The organism is Pseudomonas sp. ASL4, from assembly GCF_056680395.1.
On record NZ_CM155280.1, the window covers coordinates 3554982 to 3581410 of the forward strand.

Here is a 26429-nt window from a genome sequence, read left to right on the forward strand (position 1 = left end):
TTAACGTAACCGAGTGGCCCAGACCTTGATCGAACGACGCCAATTCAGCGGTGGCATGAAGGGGAAAAACCTCCGCTATTTGAATGAGCAGCCAGATGAGCCGGTGCAAATGGCCCGCACAGGCTTTCTGCTGCTGGAGCATTTCTCGCTGCCCGCGTTTACTCAAGCGCTGGACACGATTATCACCGCGAATCTGCTACGTCCCGGCTTGTTCTCTTCCCGAACGTTCAGCTTGAACGATGGGGAGGTGGTCAGCGATCTGGGCCTGGTCATACGGCCAGATGCGCGGATCGATTGTTCCGGGATTCGTGATCTGGATCTGCTGGTCATTTGTGGTGGCTACCGGACAGAACTGAAGGCCAGCGACGAGTTGATCAGCCTGCTGAGAAACGCGTCAGAGCATGGCGTCAGCCTGGCCGGATTGTGGAATGGCGCGTGGTTTCTAGGCCGGGCAGGGTTGCTTGACGGATACCGTTGCGCCATTCACCCCGAACACCGCCCCGCCCTCGCAGAGTTCTGCAAGGTCACGCAGGTCAGCAGCGAGCCCTACATCATTGATCGAGACCGGCTCACGGCGTCCAGCCCTTCCGGGGCCTTCCACATGGCGCTGGACTGGATCAAAGGCTTGCACGACAAAGCCCTCGTCGAGGGCATTGAAGACATCCTGGCGTTCGAGGAGTCGCGCTACCGGCGCATCAAACCGACTGAAAATATCAGTGTGAGCGCACCGTTACGTGAAGTGGTCAATCTGATGGGCGCCAACCTCGAAGAGCCTCTGGAACTGGATCAACTGGCTGTTTACGCAGGCCGTTCCCGGCGGCAACTCGAACGATTGTTCAAGGAGCAATTGGGCACAACGCCGCAACGCTATTACCTGGAACTGCGGATAACCGAGGCGCGTCGGCTGCTTCAACACACCGAGTTATCCCAGGTCGATGTGCTGGTTGCCTGCGGCTTTGTGTCGCCGAGTCATTTCAGCAAATGCTATAGCTCGTACTTTGGCTACCGGCCTTCCAAGGAAAAGCGGCTGGTCAAATAACCCCCGGAGACCCAGCAATGTCCGACCGAGAAATCATCATTCCTGAAGCCATGAAACTTATCGTTGAACGCGCGGGTTATGCGCCTGCAGTGAGGGTTGGCGACACACTTTACTGTGCCGGTCAGGTTGGAAGAACACCTGACTTGCAAGTCATCGTGGATCCTGAAGAACAGTTCATCTGTGCCTGGGAAAGCCTGCGCCAGGTGCTCGCCGCTGGAGGCTGCACGTTCGAGGATGTGGTCGACATGACTACCTATCACGTTGATTTGGCCAAGCACATGGCGGTGTTTCGTGAGGTGAAAAATCGCCTGTTCCCCAGAGGGCTGTGCGCCTGGACTTGTATTGGGGTGAGTGAGTTAGCTAACCCGGGACTTTTGGTGGAGATTAAGTGCATAGCGGTGCGGCGAGCGTAAGGCTATGCTGGCGCGCATTCTTACTCGCCAATAACAACTAATAATAGTGATGTCATGAGCCAATCAGAGCTGCATGCGACTGCCTTAGCGTTGTATCCAGAGGACTACCGCGAGGCGGCAGCATTGCTCAAGCAAGCCGTGCCTCTGATGGTGCGTCACAACATCCCGCCGAATCCGGTGCATTACGCGCTTTGGTACACCTATAGCAAAGGCCTGGAACCAGAACTCAATCGCCACCTGGACCGGGTTGTTAAAGACTTCGATTACTTCCCCTCGGAGTCCGCTTCCAGGCTTTTTCGCGACTACATTATTCGCGATGAACTGGAAGATGCCCGTGCCGGCCAGCAACAGGCGATTAATCTGGTTGATGGCATGGAACGAGACGTCTCGTATAGCGTAAATGGCAGTCTCAACTTTAAGGCCAGTCTTGGGCACTGCCTGGAAATGCTCGCTGAGCCAGTCGATAAAAGATTGCCGGCAATACTCAACGAGCTTCAACAAAGCACTCAGGCGATGCACGATCAGCAAGAGCGATTCCTTGCTCAACTGCACACTGCCCAAAACGAGATTAAAAGCCTGCGCGATAAACTTGAGCGTGCCCAACTGGACGCATCGCTGGACGGTCTGACTCAAGTGCTCAACCGAAACACCTTCTCTCGAGTGCTGGAGCATGCGCTGAACACCGAAGCGCAAGGCGTCGCGTTGGTGATGTTGGATATCGACCACTTCAAGCAATTCAATGACCAATATGGGCATCCGCTGGGCGATCGCGTGCTCGAACATGTCGGTCAGGTGTTGCGAGCTGCACTGCCACCTCAGGCCCAGGCGGCGCGTTATGGTGGCGAAGAGTTTTGCGTGGTCCTGCGCGAGTGCGCCGATCTCTCCGCTGTCCGTGACTTTGCCGAACTGCTGCGCCAAAAGATTCAGTCGTTGCGGATCAAGGCGCGTGGCACGAACGAAGTGCTCGATACAGTCACGGCGTCGTTCGGTGTTGCCCTCGCTAACGCGGACGATACGGTGGAAAGTCTCGTAGTCCGTGCAGATGATGCGCTGTACCGCGCCAAGCGCAATGGACGCAATCAAGTGGTCTGATTGATGCCGCTTGAGATCGGTGTAGAGACGCTGACAGTGGTTGGGTACAAGGGCACGGAAATCGTCGCGTGTGAACAAACCGGTATTGCCGCCTTCGTGCCTGGACCGCTGACGTTCAGCAGCAAAGGGATGCTCACTTTCAACCCTATGCCGCCTCTTCTTGTGGGTCGCCTTTGTTTGAAGCATAAGCACTAAGCCGTGCATTTAACGCCTGCACAAGTCGTGGCCCACCAACGCCGCCCTGGCGAATTGGGACTTCCCAATTTTTCATGTTTTTCTTATAAAGAAAGAGTCCGTTCCGCCCCCACTCAAATTTTTCTATTTGATCCCAAGAAACCTTCCAGGCTGAATCAAAGACTCCTCCACGGCCAGATATTCCTTCGGTATCAACTATAAGGATTGGTCCTGCATAAATAGGCGACCACTTGATATTGCGCAAAATGGACAACAAAACCACTAAAGCCCAGCATGCCGATAGCCATGACCAGTGGAAAAGTATCAACCAATTGCTCGGGTAAAAAATAAAATAGAGTGGTATGGAAAGAAAAGCGATACCGAGTAAAAGACCTCGGCCACGAAGGCTGAATTCAATACTTTCATGAGGGTCGGCTACTCGATCTAGAAGTTTCATTGGCTGCTGTCTAGGCAAAATCAGGTCTTCCGCATTGGAGTTGACGGGCAGCTTTGGGTGCCAACCTTGATTGCCAGTTCATGGCCGACAACTGTCTGATAGTATGTATTTTGCATCCGTTCCGCACCCCCGGGCCGAGGATTTTCATTGTCGTAATCAAAGTCACACCGGAGTTTTCTGCCACCATCCAGCCGCACATGAATGGTCTTTCTGGCATATCTACTTCTACTACTCGGGATCGGCAGGAATCACCTTCAAACTTGAGTGTGTGATCATCGAGCCCGACTGGGGCAAGAAGAGGAACTGGAATTATCACTCAGGAAACAAATACGCCTCTGCACTTCAAACCATTTCGATAATGCCAGCACTCATTCGCATCTTCACCTCGTTCTATGCGGTAAGGCTCTCCCACTGTTTTATGAGTCTTGGGTTTGGATTCCTGGCATGGAATTTCATGGCGTTCTCCTTATACAGCGCTAACGCTGACACACCCGGGATGGGTGTTCATTCCTGGCCCTGGTGGACGAGTGCAATCCAATTGTTCCGACTAGTCAGCTAATTGGCCTAGACCTATTGTTCCGGCATCGGGCCGAGAGGCTCGCAAATCCGCCTAGCGGGCTTTGCAATGACATAGGACGGGCCTGCGTGCGCCCGTCGACCAGTTTGACCAGGACGAGGTGGACATGAAAATTGGTGTGAGTGGCGCCAGCGGCCATTTGGGCAGAGCTGTCGTTTCGCAATTGCTGCTGCGTCCCGGCGGGCACGAGGTAGTGGCTATCACGCGCACGCCCGAAGCCGTCTCCGGACCGGTTCAGGGACGCTTCGGGGACTACAATCGGCCCGAAAGCCTTGCCGAGGCCTATGCGGGTCTCGATCGTCTGCTCATCATCACGACCGTCGATCCGGAGCCCGGAAAGCGTGGGGCGCAGAGCGTTGCTGCCATCGACGCGGCCGTGAGGGCGGGCGTCAAGCATATCGTCCTCATGTCGGCCGTGGGCACGCGGCAGGAGGAGGAGCCGGCGCGCGGCGCGGCCTACTGGCGAGGCGAGCAGCATCTTATCGCCACGGCACCGGCCTGGACCATCCTGCGTATGAACTTCTATGCCGAAGCTTTCGTGCAACTGGCGCAGGCAGCGATACGCCAGGGCGTGCTGACCGGGCTGACCGAGAACCGGGCTGCTTTCGTTGCGCGCGATGACGTGGCGGCCGCCGCAGCCGGAATCCTGATCGGCGACGGCCATGCCGGCGCGATCTACAACGTTACCGGGCCCGAGCGCCTGTCGGGTGCGGAGCGCGCGGCCATCATTGCCGAAATCACGGGTCAGCCACTCGCGTTCCTTGCCATCACGCAAGAGCAACTTCGCGCCGGACTGACGCAGGCGGGTCTGCCGGCAGGGGCCGTCCACATCGTCGTCAGCATCCAGGCGAGCTTCGCAGCGGGTGCGTTCGACATTGTGACTGGCGACGTCGAGCGCCTTGGCGGCCGACCGCCCAAACCTCTTCGCGATGTGCTTGCCAGGGCGCTGAAATCTCCTTCGGCCTGAAGACTTGCCGCCGAACCGATTTCTTCACCAAGAAACCATTTATTGGAGAACTACCATGTCAAACACCAAAAAGCTCATCGCCGTCGTCGGCGCAACCGGTCATCAGGGCGGCGCCGTTGTGCGTGCGTTGCAGGCGAATGGTCAATTCAAGGTACGTGCGTTGACGCGCAATCCGTCCGAGCATCCGCAGTTGGCTGACGAGGTCGTGCTGGCGGACCTGGATCGTCCGCAAACACTGGAGGCCGCGTTTGCCGGGGCATACGGGGTTTTTCTGGTAACCAATTTCTGGGGGCCGGGAACGGACGAGCGCAAGCAGGCACTCGCAGCTATTCACGCGGCGAAAGCTGCTGGCGTTCAACACTTCATCTGGTCGACGCTGCCGAACGTGGAGACGATCAGCCGCGGCAAGCTTGATGTCCCACATTTTACGGACAAAGCAAAAATCGACGGCATCGTGAGTGAGGCTGGATTCGCGCACCACACCTACGTGATCGCTCCGTTCTTCTATCAAAATCTGCTTGGCATGATGGCTCCGAAGAAACAAGCGGATGGGACCCTGGGTTGGGCGATGCCGCTCGATCCGCAACAGCGCGTCATTCACATGGGTGACATCACCGAACTTGGCCACGTCGTGGTCGGTGCGTTCGCGCAGCCTGAACTCGCAGGGAACGGCGAATATTTGCCGCTGGTCGGCGACTTCCTGAGCTTCAACGAGGTCATCACCGATCTGAATCGACTGGGACATGATTTTTCGTTCAAGCACGTCCCGCGAGAACTGTTTGCCGACTGGTTCCCGGGCGCCAAGGAAATCGCAGAGATGCTCGCCTACTTTGAGGCCCACACCTACCTCGGTGCGGATTCGCGCGACGCAATCGCGCTGGCCAACAAAGTCGCCGGCCGACAGCCGACGAAGTTTGCCGCGTGGGCTCGGGCAAACTTCGAAATTCCGGCCTCCGCCTGACGCATCGATTGCCACGCGACGACGTGACATTCGAAACAAACATCTGTCCGGTGGATGCTTCGTCCACCGGGCCTTTCACGAATGAAACCATGGCTCTTTTCCCCAAATGCAATGGGGCAGGGGCCCTGCCGCGACTCGCTATCGATACACCTGCGGTGCGTCTGCCGCATTCATCTTCTCGATCACCAACCGGATGAACGCCGATACCGCGAGCGGCAGTTGCCGGCGGCTCGGATATAGCACGTTCATGCCGTAGCCGTTGGGCTGGTATTGAGGCAGCACCGGGACGAGCACGCCGGCCTGTACCTCAAGCTTGGCCATCACAGGCGGGAGCAGCGCAATGCCGAGTCCGGCCACCGTGGCCTTGCGCAGTGCCTGCGCGGTATTGCCGCTGAATCGCCCGACAACTTGAACTTCTTCCTCACCATTTGGGCCAACCAAACGCCAGGTGGCGTGGCCGCTGGGGTGCGCGGAGATCACACAATCGTGGTTCTCCAGGTCCTGCAGCGTGCGGGGTGAGCCGCGCGCCGCGATGTAAGAGGGACTTGCCACCATCCCGATGCTGCCGGGGTCAAGGATCTGACGACCGACATAGCCGGAATCGCGCAAGGACCCGCCGCGAAAAGCGACATCGATCTGCTCTGCGATCAAGTCGGCCTTCGCATCGCTGAGCACGAAGTCGAGCCGCACACGCGGATGCGCGGCCAGAAACTCGGTCACCCACTCCATCTGGAAGAAGTCGAAGAAGTCGGCCGGCGCCGCCACGCGCACCAGGCCACTGGGCTCGCTGCTGCCCGTCATCAACTCTTGCCCAGCTTCGACCAGGCCATCGACCGCTCCGGCGCAACGCTCATGAAAGCCTTGGCCAGCACTGGTGAGCGTGAGCTTGCGGGTGGAGCGTTGCAGCAGCCGAGTACCGAGACGCGCTTCGAGCTGCTGGATGCGGCGACTCACGGTATTGGGAGGCATGCCCAGTCGTCGCGCCGCCTCTGCAAAGCTGCCGCTGCGTACCACCTGTACAAACATGGCGATGTCATTGAGGTCGATCATGGCGGGTGATTCCTGGCGCTGGTGGACGAGTGCAATCCAATTATATCGGCTAATAAAGCAATCGGCGTGGCCCTATTGTTTCAGGCATCCGGCCGCGAGGCTCCCCACTCCGCACAGCAGGCTTTGCAGGAGATCGATTTGCCATGACTCACTCTTCCTCCGCTTTTCCTGCGCAGCGCCATTTCGTCTGGGGTGTGCATGTTCTCTTCTCTGCGTCGTGGCGTTCATTTCTCCAACTCTCCTGTGAGTAATCATCATGACCCCTCAGCCACAACCTCACATTGGTTCTACACGCGAAACCGTTACTCACCGCGCAATCAGCTACCGCACCACAGGTAGCGGGCACGGTCCTATTGTTCGACTGATGAGTCCTTCAGATCTGGGCCATTTGGTCAAACCTTTCGTTTTCCTTGATCTGTTTGAAGGTGAGAGTTCATTCACTCGCGGCATGCCAATGCACCCGCACTCGGGGATCGCCACTGTCACCGTTATTACCGAAGGTAATTTGCGCTTCGAGGAGGCTGAATCGGGCGCGGGGACGATTGACTATGGTGGCGTTGAATGGATGCGGGCGGGAGGCGGGGTCTGGCACGGGAAGGAGATGTCGGTAGGGACATCGAAGCGGATTCAAGGTTTTCAACTTTGGGTGGCACTACCGCCCGCGTTGGAAAACGCGAATGTCGACAGCCAATACCTGGAGTCGAGCGTGATGCCTGAAGTGGGGCCTGCGCGGGTGATTCTTGGAACCTACCAAGGGGTCAAAAGTCCAGTTCGCGCGCCTGCTGGAATGAACTACTTGCTGGTCACGTTACGTGCCGGGGAGTCCTGGACCTATGTTCCGCCCAGTGGGCATGAGTCATTGTGGTTGAGTGTCAGTCGAGGTGCTCTTTGCGCACCCAACCTGGTCGACGCGGGGGAAATGGTCATCTTCGAGCCAGGTGACGGTGCCGTTACGCTGAAGGCGATGCACAAGGATACGGTCTTCGTGATCGGTTCAGCGATGCCTCATCCCTATGAACTTGTGCTGGGAAATTACTCGGTTCACACCAACCCGCAAGCCTTGCGTGCGGGAGAGGCAAAAATTGCCGAGATTGGCGTTCGGCTCCGTGAGTACCTGCAAAACCCAAGTGAGTCTGCTGCTGTGCCCGTTTTCAAATAACCCAGGCACCCGGTGGAACTCGGCCTGAAAGCCTGTTCCGGCTGCGGTGACCGCTATCTGTTGAATCCGGGCAGCAAGGCATCCAGCACACGGCTGGAACCCTGCCACGCCTCTGTTTCAGGAGCTTAAATGTTAGAACATCGATTCAAGGCCGACCTCGGTGGTGGCGACTATGGCTGGCTCAAGGCCAGGCATCATTTCAACGTCACTGCCGACGGCAATCCCGCTCACCGTCCGCTAGGGGCGCTTGTGGTCTGGAACGACGACGAGATTGCGCCCGGCAGCGGTTTTCCCATGCATGGTCATGAAAGCATGGAGATCGTTACTTACGTATTGGAAGGCGCGGTGACCCATCGAGACAGTGCGGGCGGGCAAGGCCGCACTGAGGTCGGGGACGTGCAGGTAATGAGTGCCGGCACCGGCATTTGGCATGAAGAACGCAACGCAGGGAGCGTTCCATTGAGGCTGTTCCAGATCTGGTTGCGGCCGCGCGAAAGTGGCGGACAACCCCGTTGGGGCTCGTGTCCTTTTCCAAAGTCTGATCGGACCGGCCAATGGGCGGTACTGGCCAGCGGGATGCCTGGCGATGACAACGCTTTGCCCATCCGCGCCGATGCACGTGTGCTCGGGGCGACACTCAAGGCTGGCCAGTGCTTGAGCCATGATTGTTTGATCACTCGCCAGGGCTATCTGGTGCCGACGCTCGGCACGGTGAGAGTCAACGGAGAAAGGGTCGAAGCGGGGGACGGTATTGCCTTGACTCAGGAGACCCGGCTCATTATCGAAGCCATCGACGATACCGAAGTGCTACTGGTCGAGGTGTTTTGACTATGAATACGATCATCATGACCGGCGGGACTTTTGGTCTGGGGGAAGCGACCGCGAAGCAGTTGAACGCGTCCCCCGACACCCAACTCATCCTTGGCGGGCGGGAAACCCGCTTGCCACTGGAACTGGCAAGTCTGGGAAGTATCAGGCAATTTGCCAGGCAAGTGCTCGACACGCTGGGCAAGAGAAAAATCAATGCCCTGGTGCTCAATGCAGGGCTCAGCTTTCCCGCCGCAGCCCGCACGGTGGACGGTTACGAAACCACCTTTGCGGTCAATCACCTGGGCCACTATCTGCTTTTACGGCTTCTTGCGCCGTCGTTGGCGCGTAATGCAATTGTGGTGATGACCACCAGCAATACCCATGACCCGATGTTCAGCCCGGTCGCCCCGTTTTCATTTGTCGATGCACAACAACTGGCGCATCTGGACCTTCAAAAAGGGGCGCATGCCAGCGTGGCGTTCGAGTCCGGATTTCGCGCCTACGCCACCTCGAAGCTGTGCAATCTATTGACGGCCCGTGCCTTCGCGGCATCCTCCGTGGTCAAGGCTCGGCGTTTGCGGGTTATCGCCTATAACCCTGGATATATTCCCGGCACCGGCCTAGGGCGCAACTTGCCTGCGGGGGCGCTTCCGGCACCCGCCATGGCATTGAGTCCTTACTTCGCCGAGGGCATGCGCATGCAGGCCGGAGAAGTCTTGGCCGACCTTGCGTTGGGGCGGATTGTGCCGCCGAGGGGGCGTCTGTATGCGTCTCTGGTGAGAGGTGAACTGACTTGGCCCGAGCCATCCGAACTCGCTCGTCGTGAGGATGTTGCGCAGCAACTGTGGCGTGACAGCGCAGTGTTAACGGGTATGGATTGTGATTAGTTCAGCTTGTCGCTGAATAGCGGGCGAAGCGGACCTTCTGGGTCCGCTTTCTTGTTCGTCAAACTGGTCTGCTATTGGCCGTTATTTACCTGTCACGACCGCAGTCGATTGCTGCTAGATGCGAAGAGCCGCCCGAACTTGTATTAATCCGAGAATGTTCATTAGCGATGTGCCCGCGAGAAGTCGACGGGTTCACCGGCATTGCCCCGCAAGCCCTCAAACCTGAAATGGCTCTTAGATTTCTGTGCCTACCTCTCATCTCAAAATCATCGATTTTTTGAAATCACACCACTCATGTATTGATTTAAATCGCGCAGATCATTAATCCTCCAAGCGTACGGCGATAGCTTTACACCATTCTCTTGCAAAGTTCTTGGAATCAAGTCTCCATTTGGACGAAGTATTATTGATGAAACAATAACGCCCGGATAATCATTTAATCGTTTTTTGAAAACGGATGTTGTAAGGTCAGGTGTAGGAGGATTGCTTTTATTAGCCAATGGTCCTGTTCCTTTGAGATCTATTCCGTGGCACATGGTACATCTCTGCAAATAGAGATTTTTCCCATTAACATTATCCGCGAAGGATAGTGATGTTTGAATTAGCGATAAAATTCCTAGCGAAGCGATGAATAATATTTTCATTATTTTTATCTTCCTTGATGGATCAGCGTCGATTGGACGCGATTTGATGCGCGGGAAAGATATCAGCCATCGTATCGGCACACACAGTCATTTCTGATGCCCATGAATCAACTCGTTTTCCAGGCGCATCCCAGTGACCGCTTCTGGCCGAGGCTGTGTAAAAACGCAGGCGCCGCTTTGAAGTCTGCGTTGCTACGTAAAGTCTGCCTGTGCTTGGTTAGTCAGCAGACCTAAAATTTGCGTAGGAACGCGATTTTCGTTCTGGTTTTGACCGTTGAACCGACCCTAAAACGTTTTTACACAGCCTCGGTCGATTGCAGTCCTTCGTGACAGGCAGCTATCGACCCTAAGCTGACGTTGGTGAGGCAGAAAACTAGCGACGAATTCCCCGCCATCGCGATCATCTGCACTGCCAAAATGGCGAGTAGCGGCAGCGCATGCGAGGCCAAGTCGCCAAGGCAGATCCTTGGCCACGACAAAGGCTACTGCACCGACCCGCTACCTGGTGGGTCGATGTCGATTGAGCGTTACTCATGGATACCGTTGTCCTGATCAATTGTCTTGATGGGAGTCGAATGGGTAGATGCGATTCCAGTCCTTGGCCATATCAACGACTGTCCACCCCTTTGTGGTCGCTTCATTTAGTGCTTTGTTCAGCGTGCCAATCTTGGATTCCCGGTCATAAGCCCACTCACGTTTCGCGTCGGTATGATGTACCAACCCTGCGAAGCGCTTGCCATTGCCGGCGACAGTCCATTGCAACATCTGGAGGTCTCCATCGGAGTTGCCGAAGGCCAATAGTGGGCGTCGACCGATTATCGATTCGACGCTCTCAGGTTTACCCGGACCATCGTCGTTATGTACAAGTTTGGGTAATCGCAGGATAGTGGGATTGCCATCGCCCGGCTGGAACTGGGTCAGGAATGTCGTACCAATTACCTGTTCTGGTGGGATGCCGTAGACCTCTTCGGCGAAGGCGCGCATGAAGGCTACCTCGCCACCCGAGACGATATAGGTCTTAAAGCCGTTGGCACGCAGGTAGTTGAGCAATTCCAGCATGGGCTGGAAGACCATCTCGGTATACGGCTTATCAGCTTTTGGATGCCTTGCCTTGGCCAACCAGGCCTTGGCATTGGCAGTGAAGGCTTCGGTGGTCATACCGGTGTTGGTGGCACCGACGATTTTTAACAAACCGTCCATGCCAGCTGCAGCAAGTGCTTGGTGATCGTTTTCGAGTACGGCCTTGAAGGGCTGCGTTTCCTTCCATTCAGGATGTTGTGGGGCTTGGCGCTTGACTTCATCCAGGGAGAAAAGAACCTGGAAATACATTGGTTGCTCGCTCCACAGCGTGCCGTCATTGTCGAACACGGCAATGCGTTCTGCAGGTGGTACGAAGTCCTTGCTGCCATCCGTGGTCACGGCTTGGACGAAGGTCGTAATTGAAGCTTTCGAGGGGCCGTCATTCCAGGAGGTTAACGGTTCTGCGGCTTGTGCATAAACAGGTATCAGCAAAGCTAGGGTCATGTATCGAAGCCAGTGTGAACAGGTGATCGCTTTCATCATGTTCATTCCTTAGGGGGGTGTCACGCGCTGCTCGCCGCGCCGGCGAGGCCTATACGAGCATAGGGTGCAAGGCCAAAATTGCCATTAGGGTGGCAATGCTGTCGCTGGCATCAATGGATGTTTTATTGTTGTGAGCCAGATCGCCAATGGTCGCGCCAAAGTGACGTCACCGTTTTCATCTTTGACTAAAAAGCAGTGTTCAACTCTTCCTCAAAAAAGACCGGTCTTTACAGCGCATTCGATGGTCTGCGCAGCTCCTGCACGAGCAAATCACCTTACGTCCGGTTGGTTGGCATATTCACGGTAAAACAGGCGCGGCCGATTTTCGAATTGAAGTCCGAAGTAGTGTGAAGCTATGGATACGGCAGGGTTGTCGGATGGGCAATAAAGGATAAGCATTTGCTCATTTTCGCCTGCCTCATTCAAGCCGACCTCGCGCACCCCGTTCCCGCAGGACTACGAGTACGCGATGCGTTGATGGAGCAATGGACACTGCTAGCGAACCCGCTAGTGAATTGAGAGGACTGAAACGTAGTGTGGCAGCAATGACCGCTTTTGGCCGACTTCTGCCTGTCGCGACTGACCGAAGTTGACCCGATATGGTCTATCGGGCCTGTGCAAAGGAACTCTCGACACTGAAGTAAAAAAGGGGCGGGCGGTCTGGATGTGTCAACAATCAGACCGGTCGCCGATATCAATATGGTTTATTGATGTGCCGTAAACGTTTTGGGGTCACTTTATCGGAGTAGCGGACTTTCAAACTTGGTTCTAACAACTTGAGTATAGGTGCGCCGACCCTGCCCAAATAACGACGACATTGTTTTTATATGCACTTACGTAAAGAACGCGTAAACAGTTAATGCCTCAGGCATTGTTTTTTATGCCCGTCCTGCTGTTCTTCTCCTGACTCCCTCTGTGAGTAACCAGTGGATCAATAGATCTACTGGAACGGTAGCTACACTCAGGTTCAGGTGTCGCAAGGTCAGTCAACTTCTCGTTGTGAGCACTGCATCACTGACAATGGACTCATCCGCCGGGTGCCGGACGTGCACTCGATTAGCGCAAGGTGGCGGTTATGCTCAAACTGGAACGAGTACCTGGCTGGATCATCGGGCCTCCACGTGACCCTCTGGCGCCTGATGCGCGCCGTCATATTTTACTGGTCGCGCTGCTGGCCTGGGCCGGGTTGGGGGCCAATGGTTTGTCTTCTGCCAGTTACGGCCCGGAAAAAGCCTACCTCGCACTGGGTGCTCACCCTGAGTTGGGGCTGTTTCTCGCACTGGCGACCATGGTGACGGTTTTCATCCTGTCGTTGGCCTATAGCCAGGTCGTCGAACTGTTTCCCTCGGGCGGCGGGAACTACAAGATCGTGTCGAAGCTACTGGGACGCCGGCTGGGGGTGGTGGCCGGTTCCGCCTTGCTCGTCGACTATGTGTTGACCATTGCGGTGTCGGTGGTGAGCGGTACTGATGCGTTGTTCAGTTTGCTTGCGCCCGAAGCCCAGGCCCATAAGCTGCTGATCGAGATCGGCCTGGTCCTGCTGCTGATCGTTTTGAACATGCGTGGAATTCGGGATTCGATACGGTTTCTGTTGCCACTCGCACTGGGTTTCCTGTTGATGCACGGAGCCCTGATTATCTATGGCATCGTGTCGAAGGCTGGCGGCCTGGTCACTACGTGGGTGCAGAGTACGACTGACACCGTGGCCCTTTCTCAGGACATCGGCTGGCCCATGGTCGCGGCGTTGTTTTTACGTGCCTACTCCTTGGGGGGAAGTACGTATGCAGGGCCTGAGGCCATCGCCAACAACGTTAACCTGCTGGCCGAACCTCGGGTCCGAACCGGCAGAGCGACGTTGCTCTATGTCGGCATCTCACTGGCGTTCACCGCTGGCGGCATGGTCCTTTTGTACACCTTGTGGAGCGTTCAACCGACCTATGGGCAGACGTTAAATGCGGTCGTGTTCAAAGCGATCATCGACCAACTGGGGATCGACCCAAACGTCGGTAACGCACTGCTCTTGCTCACCCTTGCACTCGAAGGGGCAATCCTCTTCGTCGCGGCCAACTCCATCCTGATTTTTGCGCCCTCGCTGCTCGGAAATATGGCCGCCGACTCCTGGCTGCCCCATCGTTTCTGCAATCTCTCCAGCCGCTTGGTCAGACAGAATGGAGTGGTCTTCGTAGGCGGCTGCGCGTTGGCCGTTCTGGTCTTGTCGCGTGGCTCGCTCGCACTGCTTGTTGTCCTGTACAGCATCAACGTGTTTTTGAGTCTTGCCCTGGCCAAGGCCGGGCTTTGTCGTTACTGGTGGCAGCACCGACATGAGCACAACAGTCTCTGGGTCAGCCGGATATTCATTGCGGCCACAGGTTTCACGGTGGCGACTGGAATTCTGCTGGTGACGCTGACCGAGAAGTTCTTTGAAGGTGGGTGGGTAACGTTATGTTTGACGATGATCATTGTCGCTGGCTGCGCCTTTGTTCGACGCCACTACCGCCGGGTGGAAAAGTTGCGCATACGGATGGATACAGACTTCACCTTACCTGCTCAAGCGATAGTGAACGTCCGAGGGATGGCGCCGCCACTGGATAGCCCGACGGCGGTGATTCTTGCCACGGAGCATTGGGGGGCGGGGATCCATACGTTTTTATGGGTGCAGAGACTTTTCCCGGGCAGATTCAAACATGTCCTCTTCATCGGAATCGTCAAAGTTGAAGGCGATGTGCTGGGCCCGCTTGATACGACGCCACAAAAAAGAACCCGGCTGGATGAGTCAATGAATCAACTGGAGGCCTTTTGTGCCAACAGTGGCGTCAGTGCTACTCGTCAGATCGGCTATGGAATTGACCCGGTCGCAGAATTGGAACGGCTGCTGAAAGACGTCGTTTCGCGTTTACCCGAGTGTGTTTGCTTCAGCAGCAAACTCATTCTGCCGGAAGGTTGGTGGTTTACCGAGTGGTTGCACAACCAGACGCCCCTGGTGTTGCAGCGCAGGCTGCATCTTGAAGGTATTCCATTGGTTATTTTGCCGATCAAGCTTCACTAATTGATAAACAGTATTGGCAAATTCTACGAATAACTCTGATGTTGGACTGTCCTTTGGAGGAAAGCATCAAATGTCCGCTATTGCCGACTTCTGCCTGTCACGACTGACCGAAATCGACTCCAGGCAGTCATTTTCAATCGGCAGGGCACTTATCCAGGATTGCCCGTGACAGTTAGGTTGTGTGGGCTAGGGGCGACTTAGGCATCTCCACCAGCAACTGCCCAAATGCGCTGGCCGCAGGTGTCTTTCCGGTGACACTCCAGACGAGTCGGAAATCAGCCTCCACCAGTGGGGGCAGGCCATATTGACCGTCAATCACAACCATGCCGGGTTCCAGATCTTCCAGCGGTAGAGCGGTAACGGCAAGCCCCGCCAATACCGCTGCCCGCAGGCCTTGTTGGCTTGGCGAAGTAAAGGCGACTCGCCAATCCACGGTAGAACTTTTCAATGCCTCTACGGCCACCTGACGGTGCACGCAGGGCGCTGGTGCAAATGCCAGTGGCAAAGGCGCATCGCCGGTAAAGTCGAAACTCTGCGCTGCGGCCCAGACAAACCGGGTTTCGCGCAGTACGGTACCGCCGGCCTGACTGCCAGGCAATGCCATGACCACGGCCAGATCGAGCCCATCGGCATCGACCAGCGCGCGTAGATCGAGGTAGGTGCCGACGGTTACATCCAGGCGTACTGCGGGAAATTGTCTGGCGAACCGAGACAGTAGCGACGGCAGGCCGTCACCGATAAAGTTTTCCGGTGTACCGAAGCGCACGGCCCCGGATACCGATGACGTTTCGAAGCGCCGGGAGAGGGCGTCTTGAGCGTTGAGGACGTGTTCGGCATGGCGTAGAAAATCTTCGCCATCTTCTGTCAGCGTCAAATGCCGGGTGGTACGTATCAGCAGTGTGGTGCCGGCCTGTTCCTCTAAGCGCCGGACCTGATGACTGATTGCTGACTGGCTCAAGTGCAGTCGCTCGGCGGCACGGGTGAAGCTACCGGTCTCGTTGATCGCGACAAAAGCGCGCAACAGCGCTGGGTCGAAGTCCATTAGCTCAACTCATGACGAATATTAATAAAACTTACGAAATTAAATCATTTCTGTCATTTATTAATTACTTCCAGAATGCGGTCGGTCACTTGGACTTGCGCCAGGTGACGCTGGCGTAGCTATTGCGTCGCTCCCCTGACGGCGTTCAGGGCGGTCTTGCCAGCGCCCATCAACTTGATCTGGAAGATCACGATGCCGTTCTCCTCGTCGCAAAAAGATGTTTTCACAATAGCCGCCGTTTGCTTGGCCTCATTGATGTTTGGCCTGGAAATCTCGAGTGTGCCGGTAATCCTGCCCACGCTTGAATCGATTCTGCGCAGCGATTTCAAAGAAATGCAGTGGATCATGAATGCTTACACCATCGCTTGCACCACGGTGCTGATGGCCATCGGCACACTGGCGGATCGGTATGGGCGCAAGCGGGTGTTTATCATTAGCCTGGTGCTGTTTGGCATTACCTCACTGGGCTGTGGATTCGCGCACAGCGCCGGCGTATTGATCGCAAGCCGATTCCTTCAAGGGATGTCCGGCGGCGCCATGCTGATCTGTCAGGTGGCAGTGTTGTCTCACCGATTCCAGTCGGGAGCTGCGCGCGGTAGAGCTTTCAGTGCCTGGGGGATCGTGTTTGGCATCGGCTTGGGGTTCGGTCCGATTATCGGCGCTGCGATCGTGGCGTTGTCGAGCTGGGAATGGGTGTTCCTGGTGCATGCGCCAATTGCCGTGCTCGCGTTGGCGCTGGTGATTGTCGGTGTTGACGAGTCAGTCGATCCGCAGCGTCGCAGGCTGGATGTGTTGGGCATTATTTCGCTGTCGCTGGCAGTGTTAGGTCTTTCCTGGTTCATCACGCAGGGCGCGGGGACGGGTTTCTCCAGCGGTTCGGCCATCGCAAGCCTGGTTGTAGCCATAGTCAGTGTGATCGTCTTTGCTGCCGTGCAGCGCCGCCATGTCGATCCCATGTTCGACTTCTCGGTATTGCGCATTCGCCGATTCTCGGGTGCGTTGCTAGGGTCGGCAGGCATGAATTTCAGCTTCTGGCCATTCATGATTTACCTGCCTCTGTACTTTCAAAATGGCCTGGGCTACGCCAGTGTCGGCACCGGTCTGGCTCTGCTGGCCTATACACTGCCGACGCTGGTTATCCCCCCGCTAGGCGAACGGCTGGCGCTGCGCTATCGACCAGACGTAGTCATTCCCGCAGGCTTATTCACCATAGGTCTGGGGTTCCTGTTGATGAAATGGGGCAGCAGTGTCGCGCATGCCAGCTGGTTGACGATGCTTCCAGGCTGCCTGATCGCCGGGGTTGGACTGGGGCTGACCAACACGCCAGTCACCAATACAACCACCGGATCGGTGCCCAGTGAGCGTGCCGGCATGGCATCGGGAATCGATATCAGCGCCCGCATGATCAGTCTTGCAATCAATATCGCGCTTATGGGGTTCATCCTGGTGGAAGGTATTCTGTCTTCCCTGCGCAACCAGCTATCGGGTTCGTTCGATGACGGGCAACTGAGGTTGCTGGCGCAGAGTATTTCTGCCGGCAACACTGCCGTGTTCGCTCTGCCGGGCCAAGGGACTACGATTGCGACCGATGTCGCCAACGCGGCTTTGGCAAATGGGTTTGGCTGGGTGATGCTGTATGGCGGTCTTGCTGCATGGGTGCTGGTGGCGGCGAGCTGGTGGGTCTTCCGTTCGGGCAAAGCCATTCATTCTCAGCAGTGACTGTAAACCGAAGGATGGCTTCTGGCCGATCGCTACCTGTCACGACAGACCGTTTCGATCCGAAGCTGCCGGTGGTGATTGGCAGCAAACGGCCCAGACTGTGTAAAAAACGCAGGCACTGTTTAGACATCTGCGTTGCTACGTGAAGTCCGCCAGTGCTTGGATAGTCAGAGACCTGAAATTTGCGCAGGAATGCGCTTTTCGTTGTGGTTTTGACCGTTAAACGTTTCTACACAGCCTCGGCCAACAGCAGGCCAGGTAGAGCGCCCGAAAGCAAATGTGTATGACTGCGCGCGAGAACCCAGCGCGTGGTCTAAAGTTCTTCAGGCCCCCTTTTTTCTGCATCTGAAGAGGCACGAGTGGCACGTACTGCTGTGGAGTCGATCATCCAGGCGTTGAGATCGATCAGCCCTTGCTCGTTGAGCTTGATGTCAAGCGTTTGAGAATCCGGTCAAACGCGCCCTGATTTCTCCAATCCCGGAGGCGTTGATAGATCGTTGACCAAGGGCAAAAATCGTTCGGGCATGTCACGCCAAGCTGCACCAGAACACATCACGCAGAGTACGGCGTTGAGCATCAGTCGGTTGTTTCATGGACGTCCGCTTCTCTGATTCTGAGTGAGGCGATCCTTGATCATTTCCCAGGATGCGCCGTCGAGCCCGCCGCAGCGTAAGGTACAGGAGCGAACGATATGTCCCCCCCCTTCAACATCGTCCTATGAGGTACTCGTTACTGACGAGCGTAACTCGGGCGAGCGATATACGCCTACCGAATGGTGATCGCATCGTTTCATCGCCGATTACCTCAACATCGGACTGCTCGGAGCGCCGACTGCATCTTTGGGCGATGCCCCCCAGCCCAAGAATTAAACCTTTACCCGTCTAGCTGAGGATCACTCCAATGCCTACTTTCTTGACCCGCATAGTCCTTCTCGCAAGCCTGGTTACAGCCCCATATTTTGCGTCTGCGGCTGAAGAAAAAGTCACCTTCTCCGTTGAGGGAATGAACGTCGTCGGCACTCTGAACCTGCCCGACGGCATTAAGAAGCCCCCAGTAATCCTGTTACTTCACAGTTTCGGGGGCAGTAGGGATGAGCACATCATTCCGGCTGTAAATGAAGGTATTTTTGCCCGTGCCGCACGTCTTTGGGCCGAACAAGGCATTGCCAGCCTCCGTATTGATTACCGTTTTGACGGCGACAGTGATGGTGCCAAGACCGACGGAACACTCGATACGGATGTTGAGGATGGGCTGGCTGCGCTCGACTTTCTGGCCAAATCCAAGCGCGTCGATGCCAGCCGCATGGCGCTTGTTGGATGGAGCATGGGCGGAGCAGTTGGTGCTGCTGTAGCAGGACGGACCCCGCATAAACTCGACGCGGTCGCACTCTGGAACCCCGCGACTAATATGGGCGCTGCTTTCCCGCTGCTCTGGGGCGCCGAGAAGATCAAGGAAGCGTTGCACAGTGGCGACACCCCTGTCGTACTGGCAATGCCTGGTGGTGGCGAGGTCTCGCTTAAATCCGCGTTCTTTGTCAGCTTGATGACCCTCGATGCCGCCGCCGAGATCACCCGGTACAAGGGACCACTGCTCGTCGCCGTTGGCACTAACGACGACATCGTTTCTCCGCAGCCAACCCTCGGGAAAAGCTTTATCAGCTATCACCCTGGAAAACATGAGTTGCTTGTCCGGCCCATGGATCACTTCTTCAACATGAGCAAAGACGAGAAGCAGATCGACGAGCTGATTTCGACGACAGCGACCTTCGTCAAGAAACACACTCGCTGATCCCGGTATCCATCATGTTCATACAGGAGCATGACCATGCTAGCTGTTCAATACCAAGGCTATGGTGATTACCAGGAAAACCGGATTGTCGATCTGCCACGCCCTCAACCAATCGATGGCGAGGTGCTCGTGGAGATGCATTCGGTTGGCATCAATCCGCTCGACAATACACTCCGGTCAGGGCATTTCTATGCCGCAACACCAGAGAATCTGCCTCGCATCGGCGGTCAGACCGGTGTAGGTGTCGTGCTCGAAAGCAAAAGTCCCGACCTGGCAGCAGGAGACCGGGTATTCGTATCCGGGAAAGGTTTTGGCGTGACAGTCGATGGTACCTGGCGTCAGTTGATCGCTCTGCCCGCCACAGGGCTCAAGCGGGTCCCGGTCAACGTCGATGATAATCATGCAGCGGCGTTCCTGGCCGGCGCCGGATACCTGACCGGTTATCTGGCCTTGACCGAGTTTGCGCACTTCAGGCCTGGCCAGACGGTTCTGGCCCCGGGCATAGGAGGCGCCGTAGGCATGGAGACCGTGCAGATCGCCAGGCATCTTGGCGCGTCCATGGCGATCTCTACGGCAAGTACCACGCTAAAGGCTGAGCAGGCCCGGGTCGCAGGTTACGAACATGTGATCGACCTGTCTCGTGAGGCGCTCCAGGATGGCGTCATGCGTCTGACCAATGGCAAGGGAGTCGATGTTGTGGTCGATGGCATCAGCGGCTCGCTCACCAAGGCGGCGCTCGGATCGCTCGCGTTCGGCGGCATGCTGGTAATCGCGGGCTACGCAGGAGGGCGGGATGCGGCTGTTGATGTGACCGACATCATCTGGAAAGGTGCTCAGATTCGCGGCTTTACGTTCAAACCGGGGATCTTCAGTGCCGAGACAGTGGAGGCCGCCCAGCAGGCATGTATTGACTTCCTCGCTGCGGGAGCCTTACAGCCAACGATCGCCAAAGTGTTTCCGCTAACCGAAGCCGCTGAAGCTGTACGTTATCTAGTCGAAGATCGCCCCTTCGGCCGAGTAGTAATGAGTACGATTATTTGATGAAGCACCACGCTGCTCCTGAAGCACGTGTCATCAGATATCCCCGACTTTATCAGGGGCGATTTCGGCCAGTCGCGAGAACGGCGGCAACGTAACCTTCGCGCGCTTACCGCCTTTACCGATCAGAATCAGCCAGTGATCTTCGTGTTCATCGACACGCCGATCACTTCGCTTCCGACGAAGAAAACATGGAGTTGCCACTGGCGCTGGCCGACGCCGGGACTTCTTCCTGCAAGACGTCCCAATGTTCGGTCACCTTACCGCCCTTCAAACGAAAGATGTCGACGACGACCATTGGCTTTGGTCCCCAGCCTAAGAGGCGTCCGTGAACCATCACGAAATCGCCTTCAGCTACCGCCATGCCCGGCTGATAGGAAAAGTCCTTCGGCAATTTCGAGATCAACTCTTTTATCGCTGCCGGGCCGTTCGGGATTGAAGGGTTGTGCTGGATATAATCCGGTGCGAAGTACTTATCGACAACGCTTGGGTCCCGATCGACGAATGCTCCGGTTAATACGCGAAGAGCAATTTTCTTGTTGGCTTCCGCCGAATGCTTCGAATGGCTCTGTTGATGAGTTGTCGGTTCGCTCGACTGTTCCGCAAACGAAATGACCGGTACAAGAAGGATGCTGGCAAGAAGTGCAGAAATAATCGACTTCACGGGGCGATGCTCCTCTTAAGTCCCCATAGGCGACGGGGTGGCGGTGAAGCCGACTCGTTGCCGAGGGTGTCTGATCTGGTTTTACGGCGGTGTGCTGCCGGTAAGTATAACGAGAAACCAGCCACAACACGCTGGACCCCGAACGGGCGACCGTGTTGCGCGACACGAAGCTCGCGGTCGGCATTCCTCAAGCGCTCCTGGTGGTCAAAAATGTCCTTCAGGGTCGTTTCTGTAGACATCAAAAAACTCTCTCGATGCTTGGTTCTTTTGGTCGGTCAGACTAATACACCTCACCAATTGAACCGGGGAGATGGACTGTGGAAGGTGAGAGATAGAATCGGCACGACATCGATCAAAGGCGTGGGGTAGCGAGAGACCGCTTCTGGCCGATTACTGCCCGTCGCGAAGGACTGAAACCGACCCATTGCAGGCGTTCGCAGCTGGTACAGTTACGGTCAGTTTGCCAGCGCCGATAGTCGCATCGTGCAAGATCTACCCGGTTGCGCTGCACCTGCGCATCACACTGCGTCAATTCCTGTTGCAACCACCAAGCCACCGCTACACCAGGACAATACGTTTGAGCTTGGCGTTCAGTGCGGCGAACGCCGTTTCGGTACTGGCCTTGTGGTTGGTGATGAGCACGTCGATGCGTTCTGGCGGGCAGAAGGCGACGCGGCTCTCCACGCCAATCTTGCTGTAATCGGCGAGGATGATCACGTGTTCGGCATTGTCGGCCATGGCGCGCGCCACTTCGGCTTCGCGGTGGTCGTAGTTGCTGGCACCGCGCTGGGCGTCGATGCCGACCGGCGACAACAGCGCGAAGTCGGCCCGATAGCGGCCAATTTCCGCCACCGTGGTGCTGCCGACCGTCGCCGGCGCACGGTCGTCGAGTGAACCGCCCAGTACGAGCACCTCGTTGTGCTGGCCGCCCGACGCGGAGGGGTTGCGCAGTTGCAGTGCCACGTTGAACGAGTTGGTGATCACGGTCAGCCCTCCCAGCTTGGCCAACTCTTCGGCAAGGATGACGGTGGTAGTGCCCGCGTCGATGAACACCGTCTGCCCATGCGACAGCAGGCTGACCGCGGCGCGCGCGAGGTCGCGCTTGAACTTGACGTTGCTTTGCGCCCGCTCGGCGATTGGCGCTTCGTCCTCAACGCAGATGGCGCCGCCGTGTATCCGCTTCAACTCTCCCTGTTCTTCCAGAGCGACCAGGTCGCGCCGCACAGTCTCGCGTGAAACATTCAGCTCCGTGACGATGCGGTCGGTGGTGACGCGCTGCAAGGTCGATAGCAGTGCGCGGATCCGCTGATAACGCTCTTCTTGCCACATACCGGGTGTCCCTGCTGTTTGAGTCGCTGTCCGAGCACGCATTGTGGAGGGGCGTCGGTCGCTGTCAAGTTTGGCGCGGCCCCATGATCATTGGGTCGGCAAGGTCTGCGCGTCATATTTGTGTAATGTTGAGGCATTATTGTTTTTTTGTGTATTTGGAGATAGCCTCGTGGCCGGACGGGTTCTTCCCCTCGTCTGTATTTCGAAACACGCTTTCGCCATCGCCTCGGTTGTAACCTCTCGTCTAGAAGTAGGAGCTATGCCATGCAGCGTCGCCAGTTTCTGAACACCCTCGCCACCGTTTCCATCGTCAGTCCGCTGTTGTTGTCATCCCGCCTAACGCAAGCTGCCACGCCCCCAGCCACGCCCAGCGAGCTGGACCCGGCGCGCTGGTCGCCGCTCAACCTGAAGCGCCTACAGGCAGTGATCGACCAGCACGGCGTCAAGAGCGCGTCATACCGCCCAGAGCAGCGCCCGTACGCGGTGTTCGACTGGGACAACACTTGCATCATGAACGACTGTGAAGAAGCGTTGCTGGTCTACCAGATCAATCATTTGCAGTACAAGCTGACGCCCGATGAGTTCGCCGCCGTGTTGCGCCAGGACGTGCCGAACGGCGCGTTCATGAAGGACTACACCACGGTGGACGGCCAGCCGGTCAAGATGGAAGACATCGCCAGCGATGTGGAAGCGGATTACCGCTGGTTGCACGCCAACTACAAGGGCCTCGCCGGCGACAAGAGCCTGGAGGACATCCAGGCCAGCGAGCAATACAAGGATTTTCTCGCCAAGCTCTACTTCATGTACGACGCGATCTGCGACAGTTACCCGGTGGATATCGGCTACAAGTGGATTCTGTACTTCTACAAGAACATGACCACGGCTGAATTGCAGGCGATGGCGCAGGCCTCCAACAACTACGCCATCGGCGACGCGCTGCGCAAGGTCAAGTACGAGAGTTCACGCACATTGCCGGGCAAGGCCGGGGTGGTGGCGGATACGCACTTTCATGGCATCCGCATCCATGAGGAAATCCGCGGCCTGATGCACACGCTGCGCGCCAACGGCATCGACGTCTATATCAGCACTGCCTCGATCGACGATGTGGTACGCGTGTTCGCGGGCAATCCCCATTACGGATATGGCGTGCCGCCTGAGAACGTGATCGGCCTGCGCCTGGCGATGGAAGAAGGCAAGTACACCAGTCGCTATCAGCCAGACTGGCACTTCAATTACGGTCCGGGCAAGACCGTCGGCATCAAAAACGTGCTGGTTAAACAGAAGGGCTATGGCCCGGTGTTGGTGGCTGGCGACAGCGATGGCGATGCCTGGATGCTGCGCGACTTCAACGATACGGCGGTGGGAGTGATCGTCAACCGCATGAAGAAGGGCGAGATCGGCGCCGACAGCCAGCAGGCCGCGACCCAACTGGGCAGCCCGAACGCCCGCTTCGTCCTGCAAGGGCGCGATGAGCACACTGGGTTGATGATTCCAGACGAGAAATCGCTCAAGTACGGTAAAGACGAGCTTAAACTGCTGGCGTGATGGCACTGGCTCGCGGGTGGTCGACGGCCATCCGCGAGCCGCAGTCCAACACGGCCTGTATCTGCGCAAATGATGATTCTGCGCCGGAAAATCGGTACCGCTACCCACCCGAGTGATTCAATAAGTAGCGTCGAGTAAAAATTGTGAGTTTCCCCAGATTTCCGAGGCGCACCCCACAGGCCGCTTGTGGCCGATTGACGCTTGTCGTGAAAGACTCCAATTGACCCATCGCCGTCATTGGCCCACAGCCTCAGTGCTTCGTTATTCTCCATCCGTATTGCTCGAATTGAACCCTTGGGTGCCTTCGATTACTTCGTAATCGTGAAACGAAACGCCTGTTCTTGCAGGCTCGTTTTGATCAATGCGGCCAATTGTTGGGTGGCTGGTGTTGGGTGTTCGCCACCGCTGTGAAGCACATAGCCAAGGCTTGGCAAGGGGGGTAAGCCAGAAACAATGGTGAGATGGCTCGGCAGCCCGATGCGGGTTCGCAGCGTCAGACCCAATCCGGCGGCGACGGCCGCCCAGATACCACCGACGCTGGGACTGGTCAGGGCGATCCGCCAGGGTATTTGCGCGGCATCCAGCGCCTGGGTGGCGGCGCTGCGCAATATGCAAGGCGCGTCGAACATGATCAATGGCAGCGGTGAGTCATCAAGGGCAGTCAACAGTGGCGTATCGCGGGCTCCGATCCAGTGCATCTGTGTTGCGCCCAGACGCGTGGCATAGGGCGACATGTGCCCGGTGTCCCAGGTCAGGGCCAGGTCCAAATCTGCGCTTTCGACCAGAGCAAGCAGTTCGGCATTACGGGCGATCCTGACTTCGAGACTCACCCTCGGGTAAGTCTGGACGAAGCGTCGCAGAATATCGCTCAGGAAATGTTCCCCAAAGTCCTCTTGAAGCCCGAGGCGTATGGACCCGGCGGTCTGGCTTTCATGCAAGGTCTGGAAAATGCCATCGTTCAGCTCCAGCAACCGGCGGGCATGGCTGAGCAGTGTTTCTCCTGTTGGGGTCAAGACCAGTCCGCGACCGGATTTAGCCAGGACCGGCGTACCGATCTGCTCCTCGAGTTTCTTCAATTGAGCGCTTACGGCAGATGTCGACCGACCGAGACGATCCGCCGCTTTGGCAAAGCTGTTGAACTCCACGCCGGTGACGAAGGTGCGCAATACGTCGAGATCGAAGGTTGGGCGGCGCATTCAATAGTCCACTAATTCGGGATGATTGATGCAATTAAATCTGATATTCGGAATGGTTGCGACTTGATAGTTTTCCTCCATCAAATTGGGACATCAGAGGGGAAAACATCATGAATGTATCGATGGTCACGGGGCGAGAACACCAAAGCAACTACCCGCAGAAGTTTGCCGAGCTGACCGACAAAGTATTGTTTGGCGACATGTGGACGCGTACGCAATTGAAACCCCGTGAACGCAGTCTGGCGACGGTGGCCGCGCTGGTGGCGATGTACCGTCTGGAGCAACTGCCATTTCATTTGAAACGTGCACTGGATAACGGCTTGTGTGTCGACGAACTGGCCGAAGTCATAACCCATCTGGCGTTTTATTCAGGTTGGCCGACAGCCGCATCGGCGCTGAATTTGCTCAGTGAGCTACAGGCTTGCCTTCCAAAACATCAGGAGTAATCGTTGATGCCGTTTGCACGAATTTCACTGCATCGCGGGAAGTCGGCCGAGTATTTACAGGCATTGTCTGAGGGTTTGCACGACGCCTTGGTCGAGAGCTTCGAAGTGCCGAAGACTGATCGCTTCCAAGCCATTCACCAACATGAACTCGGAGAGCTGATATTTGATCCCCACTATCTGGGCGGGCCGCGTAGCCATGACTTTGTGCTAATCGCGATTACCGCAGGCCGTCCTCGAAGCGTTGAGACCAAACAGCGTTTTTATCGCGATCTGGTCGATAAATTGGGGCGGGCGCCGGGACTGAACGCGGAGGATGTCATGGTGGTGATCACCACTACGGCCGGCGATGAGTGGTCGTTTGGTGGAGGGCGGGGCAACTAGCCTTCGGGTTGTGCCGCGCCTGTATCCCATAAATGCGGGCCGTCTGTGTCTATCGGCACCATCGCCAGATTGATGGTCTGCATTTGTTGTATTTCGATGAGGCAACCATGGATCTTACTGAAATCCCATTCGGAACCACCGATTGGTCAATCGATAGAGTCGGTGGCGAATGCCGGTCAGACAGGCACAGCCTATTGGCGTACCTGCCAGTTTGGTTCAGCGCGTGTGCGGATGGTCGAGTACAGCCCTGGATATTTGGCCGATCATTGGCGTAATCGTCGAGGCTCTCTGGAAGGAAGGTACCTTGGCCTCGATGTTCATCTTGGATAAAGCGCTTCATAGGCGATCCTTGCGATGAAATCCTCAGAAATCATAGCGAGGGTTCGCGAAAGCGTTTTTACACACTCTGGGCCGAATGCGGCTGCTCAAACGCCGTAAGCCC

23 protein-coding genes and 2 pseudogenes are annotated in these 26429 nt (G+C 56.6%); 16 read left to right on the forward strand and 9 right to left on the reverse strand.

The window, feature by feature from the left end; all coding sequences use genetic code 11:
* Positions 1-25: 25 nt before the first annotated feature.
* Genes AC1MEW_RS16040 through AC1MEW_RS16050 form a run of 3 tightly spaced genes read left to right on the forward strand, consistent with a single transcriptional unit; the run spans position 26 to position 2544 of the window.
* On the forward strand, positions 26-1039 hold the full coding sequence (locus AC1MEW_RS16040; protein ID WP_201204179.1) for a GlxA family transcriptional regulator: 1014 nt from the start codon (positions 26-28) through the stop codon (positions 1037-1039).
* A 17-nt stretch (positions 1040-1056) separates the two neighbouring features.
* Positions 1057-1452, forward strand: coding sequence for a RidA family protein (locus AC1MEW_RS16045; RefSeq protein ID WP_201257608.1), 396 nt, complete (start codon positions 1057-1059; stop codon positions 1450-1452).
* Between the two features lie 54 nt (positions 1453-1506).
* Positions 1507-2544, forward strand: coding sequence for a GGDEF domain-containing protein (locus AC1MEW_RS16050; RefSeq protein WP_480426973.1), 1038 nt, complete (start codon positions 1507-1509; stop codon positions 2542-2544).
* A 145-nt stretch (positions 2545-2689) separates the two neighbouring features.
* Here the strand turns inward: AC1MEW_RS16050 and AC1MEW_RS16055 are convergent, their stop codons facing one another.
* Complete coding sequence (locus AC1MEW_RS16055; protein WP_201257610.1) at positions 2690-3175, reverse strand: hypothetical protein; 486 nt, start codon at positions 3173-3175, stop codon at positions 2690-2692.
* Positions 3176-3858: 683 nt separating this feature from the next.
* On the opposite strand from AC1MEW_RS16055, the gene AC1MEW_RS16060 reads away from it, so the two are divergent.
* Positions 3859-4719: an SDR family oxidoreductase gene (locus AC1MEW_RS16060; protein ID WP_480426976.1), complete on the forward strand. Its 861-nt coding sequence runs from the start codon at positions 3859-3861 to the stop codon at positions 4717-4719.
* 55 nt (positions 4720-4774) lie between these two features.
* Positions 4775-5680: an NmrA/HSCARG family protein gene (locus AC1MEW_RS16065; protein ID WP_201257612.1), complete on the forward strand. Its 906-nt coding sequence runs from the start codon at positions 4775-4777 to the stop codon at positions 5678-5680.
* A gap of 138 nt (positions 5681-5818) precedes the next feature.
* On the opposite strand, the gene AC1MEW_RS16070 is transcribed toward AC1MEW_RS16065, so the two are convergent.
* A complete protein-coding gene (locus tag AC1MEW_RS16070) occupies positions 5819-6730 on the reverse strand; it encodes a LysR family transcriptional regulator (protein ID WP_201257613.1) in 912 nt (303 codons plus the stop codon).
* Positions 6731-6986: 256 nt separating this feature from the next.
* On the opposite strand from AC1MEW_RS16070, the gene AC1MEW_RS16075 reads away from it, so the two are divergent.
* The 3 genes from AC1MEW_RS16075 to AC1MEW_RS16085 all read left to right on the forward strand — a co-directional run bounded on the left by AC1MEW_RS16075 (position 6987) and on the right by AC1MEW_RS16085 (position 9586).
* Positions 6987-7889 carry a pirin family protein gene (locus AC1MEW_RS16075; RefSeq protein ID WP_201257614.1) on the forward strand — a complete coding sequence of 301 codons (903 nt, stop codon included), beginning with the start codon at positions 6987-6989 and terminating at the stop codon, positions 7887-7889.
* Between the two features lie 129 nt (positions 7890-8018).
* Positions 8019-8717: a pirin family protein gene (locus tag AC1MEW_RS16080; protein WP_480426979.1), complete on the forward strand. Its 699-nt coding sequence runs from the start codon at positions 8019-8021 to the stop codon at positions 8715-8717.
* 2 nt (positions 8718-8719) lie between these two features.
* Positions 8720-9586, forward strand: a complete 867-nt coding sequence (locus tag AC1MEW_RS16085; RefSeq protein WP_201257616.1) for an SDR family NAD(P)-dependent oxidoreductase — start codon at positions 8720-8722, stop codon at positions 9584-9586.
* A gap of 266 nt (positions 9587-9852) precedes the next feature.
* Here the strand turns inward: AC1MEW_RS16085 and AC1MEW_RS16090 are convergent, their stop codons facing one another.
* Together AC1MEW_RS16090 and AC1MEW_RS16095 are read right to left on the reverse strand one after the other, a co-directional pair.
* Positions 9853-10230 carry a c-type cytochrome gene (locus AC1MEW_RS16090; protein ID WP_201257617.1) on the reverse strand — a complete coding sequence of 126 codons (378 nt, stop codon included), beginning with the start codon at positions 10228-10230 and terminating at the stop codon, positions 9853-9855.
* A 552-nt stretch (positions 10231-10782) separates the two neighbouring features.
* Positions 10783-11790, reverse strand: a complete 1008-nt coding sequence (locus AC1MEW_RS16095; protein ID WP_480427257.1) for an HAD family hydrolase — start codon at positions 11788-11790, stop codon at positions 10783-10785.
* A 1078-nt stretch (positions 11791-12868) separates the two neighbouring features.
* On the opposite strand from AC1MEW_RS16095, the gene AC1MEW_RS16100 reads away from it, so the two are divergent.
* The gene (locus AC1MEW_RS16100) at positions 12869-14839 is read left to right on the forward strand and encodes an APC family permease (RefSeq protein WP_480426983.1); all 1971 of its coding nucleotides are present in this window, start codon (positions 12869-12871) and stop codon (positions 14837-14839) included.
* A gap of 172 nt (positions 14840-15011) precedes the next feature.
* Here the strand turns inward: AC1MEW_RS16100 and AC1MEW_RS16105 are convergent, their stop codons facing one another.
* The gene (locus AC1MEW_RS16105; RefSeq protein WP_480426986.1) at positions 15012-15881 is read right to left on the reverse strand and encodes a LysR family transcriptional regulator; all 870 of its coding nucleotides are present in this window, start codon (positions 15879-15881) and stop codon (positions 15012-15014) included.
* Positions 15882-16073: 192 nt separating this feature from the next.
* Between AC1MEW_RS16105 and AC1MEW_RS16110 the strand changes: the two genes are divergently transcribed.
* Positions 16074-17600, forward strand: coding sequence for an MFS transporter (locus tag AC1MEW_RS16110; RefSeq protein ID WP_480426988.1), 1527 nt, complete (start codon positions 16074-16076; stop codon positions 17598-17600).
* A gap of 299 nt (positions 17601-17899) precedes the next feature.
* On the opposite strand, the pseudogene AC1MEW_RS16115 reads toward AC1MEW_RS16110, so the two are convergent.
* Positions 17900-18237, reverse strand: a pseudogene (locus AC1MEW_RS16115) (transposase); the annotation flags it as partial.
* A 263-nt stretch (positions 18238-18500) separates the two neighbouring features.
* Here AC1MEW_RS16115 and AC1MEW_RS16120 point away from each other — a divergent pair.
* Both AC1MEW_RS16120 and AC1MEW_RS16125 read left to right on the forward strand, forming a co-directional pair.
* Positions 18501-19388: an alpha/beta hydrolase family protein gene (locus tag AC1MEW_RS16120; protein ID WP_201257621.1), complete on the forward strand. Its 888-nt coding sequence runs from the start codon at positions 18501-18503 to the stop codon at positions 19386-19388.
* A 36-nt stretch (positions 19389-19424) separates the two neighbouring features.
* The gene (locus AC1MEW_RS16125; RefSeq protein WP_201257622.1) at positions 19425-20429 is read left to right on the forward strand and encodes a quinone oxidoreductase family protein; all 1005 of its coding nucleotides are present in this window, start codon (positions 19425-19427) and stop codon (positions 20427-20429) included.
* A gap of 163 nt (positions 20430-20592) precedes the next feature.
* Here the strand turns inward: AC1MEW_RS16125 and AC1MEW_RS16130 are convergent, their stop codons facing one another.
* Positions 20593-21090 carry a nuclear transport factor 2 family protein gene (locus AC1MEW_RS16130; protein ID WP_480426992.1) on the reverse strand — a complete coding sequence of 166 codons (498 nt, stop codon included), beginning with the start codon at positions 21088-21090 and terminating at the stop codon, positions 20593-20595.
* 558 nt (positions 21091-21648) lie between these two features.
* Positions 21649-22419, reverse strand: a complete 771-nt coding sequence (locus AC1MEW_RS16135; protein ID WP_480426994.1) for a DeoR/GlpR family DNA-binding transcription regulator — start codon at positions 22417-22419, stop codon at positions 21649-21651.
* Positions 22420-22683: 264 nt separating this feature from the next.
* Here AC1MEW_RS16135 and AC1MEW_RS16140 point away from each other — a divergent pair, with 264 nt between their 5' ends.
* Positions 22684-23964, forward strand: coding sequence for a haloacid dehalogenase-like hydrolase (locus tag AC1MEW_RS16140; RefSeq protein ID WP_201257624.1), 1281 nt, complete (start codon positions 22684-22686; stop codon positions 23962-23964).
* Positions 23965-24272: 308 nt separating this feature from the next.
* On the opposite strand, the gene AC1MEW_RS16145 is transcribed toward AC1MEW_RS16140, so the two are convergent.
* Positions 24273-25160, reverse strand: a complete 888-nt coding sequence (locus AC1MEW_RS16145) for a LysR substrate-binding domain-containing protein (protein ID WP_480426996.1) — start codon at positions 25158-25160, stop codon at positions 24273-24275.
* A gap of 110 nt (positions 25161-25270) precedes the next feature.
* Here AC1MEW_RS16145 and AC1MEW_RS16150 point away from each other — a divergent pair, with 110 nt between their 5' ends.
* From AC1MEW_RS16150 to AC1MEW_RS16160, 3 genes and pseudogenes are all read left to right on the forward strand, one after another.
* Positions 25271-25606, forward strand: a complete 336-nt coding sequence (locus AC1MEW_RS16150) for a carboxymuconolactone decarboxylase family protein (RefSeq protein WP_322268916.1) — start codon at positions 25271-25273, stop codon at positions 25604-25606.
* Between the two features lie 6 nt (positions 25607-25612).
* Positions 25613-25987 carry a tautomerase family protein gene (locus AC1MEW_RS16155; protein ID WP_322268915.1) on the forward strand — a complete coding sequence of 125 codons (375 nt, stop codon included), beginning with the start codon at positions 25613-25615 and terminating at the stop codon, positions 25985-25987.
* Between the two features lie 107 nt (positions 25988-26094).
* Positions 26095-26257: pseudogene (locus AC1MEW_RS16160) on the forward strand (DHCW motif cupin fold protein); the annotation flags it as partial.
* Between the last annotated feature and the right edge of the window lie 172 nt (positions 26258-26429).

What these genes read in the sequence shown, in the direction of transcription:
- AC1MEW_RS16045 (WP_201257608.1), top strand. Translation starts at nt 1,057, where the DNA reads ATGTCCGACCGAGAAATCATCATTCCTGAAGCCATGAAACTTATCGTT.
- AC1MEW_RS16050 (WP_480426973.1), top strand. Translation starts at nt 1,507, where the DNA reads ATGAGCCAATCAGAGCTGCATGCGACTGCCTTAGCGTTGTATCCAGAG.
- AC1MEW_RS16055 (WP_201257610.1), bottom strand. Translation starts at nt 3,175, where the DNA reads ATGAAACTTCTAGATCGAGTAGCCGACCCTCATGAAAGTATTGAATTC.
- AC1MEW_RS16060 (WP_480426976.1), top strand. Translation starts at nt 3,859, where the DNA reads ATGAAAATTGGTGTGAGTGGCGCCAGCGGCCATTTGGGCAGAGCTGTC.
- AC1MEW_RS16065 (WP_201257612.1), top strand. Translation starts at nt 4,775, where the DNA reads ATGTCAAACACCAAAAAGCTCATCGCCGTCGTCGGCGCAACCGGTCAT.
- AC1MEW_RS16070 (WP_201257613.1), bottom strand. Translation starts at nt 6,730, where the DNA reads ATGATCGACCTCAATGACATCGCCATGTTTGTACAGGTGGTACGCAGC.
- AC1MEW_RS16075 (WP_201257614.1), top strand. Translation starts at nt 6,987, where the DNA reads ATGACCCCTCAGCCACAACCTCACATTGGTTCTACACGCGAAACCGTT.
- AC1MEW_RS16080 (WP_480426979.1), top strand. Translation starts at nt 8,019, where the DNA reads ATGTTAGAACATCGATTCAAGGCCGACCTCGGTGGTGGCGACTATGGC.
- AC1MEW_RS16085 (WP_201257616.1), top strand. Translation starts at nt 8,720, where the DNA reads ATGAATACGATCATCATGACCGGCGGGACTTTTGGTCTGGGGGAAGCG.
- AC1MEW_RS16090 (WP_201257617.1), bottom strand. Translation starts at nt 10,230, where the DNA reads ATGAAAATATTATTCATCGCTTCGCTAGGAATTTTATCGCTAATTCAA.
- AC1MEW_RS16095 (WP_480427257.1), bottom strand. Translation starts at nt 11,790, where the DNA reads ATGAAAGCGATCACCTGTTCACACTGGCTTCGATACATGACCCTAGCT.
- AC1MEW_RS16100 (WP_480426983.1), top strand. Translation starts at nt 12,869, where the DNA reads ATGCTCAAACTGGAACGAGTACCTGGCTGGATCATCGGGCCTCCACGT.
- AC1MEW_RS16105 (WP_480426986.1), bottom strand. Translation starts at nt 15,881, where the DNA reads ATGGACTTCGACCCAGCGCTGTTGCGCGCTTTTGTCGCGATCAACGAG.
- AC1MEW_RS16110 (WP_480426988.1), top strand. Translation starts at nt 16,074, where the DNA reads ATGCCGTTCTCCTCGTCGCAAAAAGATGTTTTCACAATAGCCGCCGTT.
- AC1MEW_RS16120 (WP_201257621.1), top strand. Translation starts at nt 18,501, where the DNA reads ATGCCTACTTTCTTGACCCGCATAGTCCTTCTCGCAAGCCTGGTTACA.
- AC1MEW_RS16125 (WP_201257622.1), top strand. Translation starts at nt 19,425, where the DNA reads ATGCTAGCTGTTCAATACCAAGGCTATGGTGATTACCAGGAAAACCGG.
- AC1MEW_RS16135 (WP_480426994.1), bottom strand. Translation starts at nt 22,419, where the DNA reads ATGTGGCAAGAAGAGCGTTATCAGCGGATCCGCGCACTGCTATCGACC.
- AC1MEW_RS16140 (WP_201257624.1), top strand. Translation starts at nt 22,684, where the DNA reads ATGCAGCGTCGCCAGTTTCTGAACACCCTCGCCACCGTTTCCATCGTC.
- AC1MEW_RS16145 (WP_480426996.1), bottom strand. Translation starts at nt 25,160, where the DNA reads ATGCGCCGCCCAACCTTCGATCTCGACGTATTGCGCACCTTCGTCACC.
- AC1MEW_RS16150 (WP_322268916.1), top strand. Translation starts at nt 25,271, where the DNA reads ATGAATGTATCGATGGTCACGGGGCGAGAACACCAAAGCAACTACCCG.
- AC1MEW_RS16155 (WP_322268915.1), top strand. Translation starts at nt 25,613, where the DNA reads ATGCCGTTTGCACGAATTTCACTGCATCGCGGGAAGTCGGCCGAGTAT.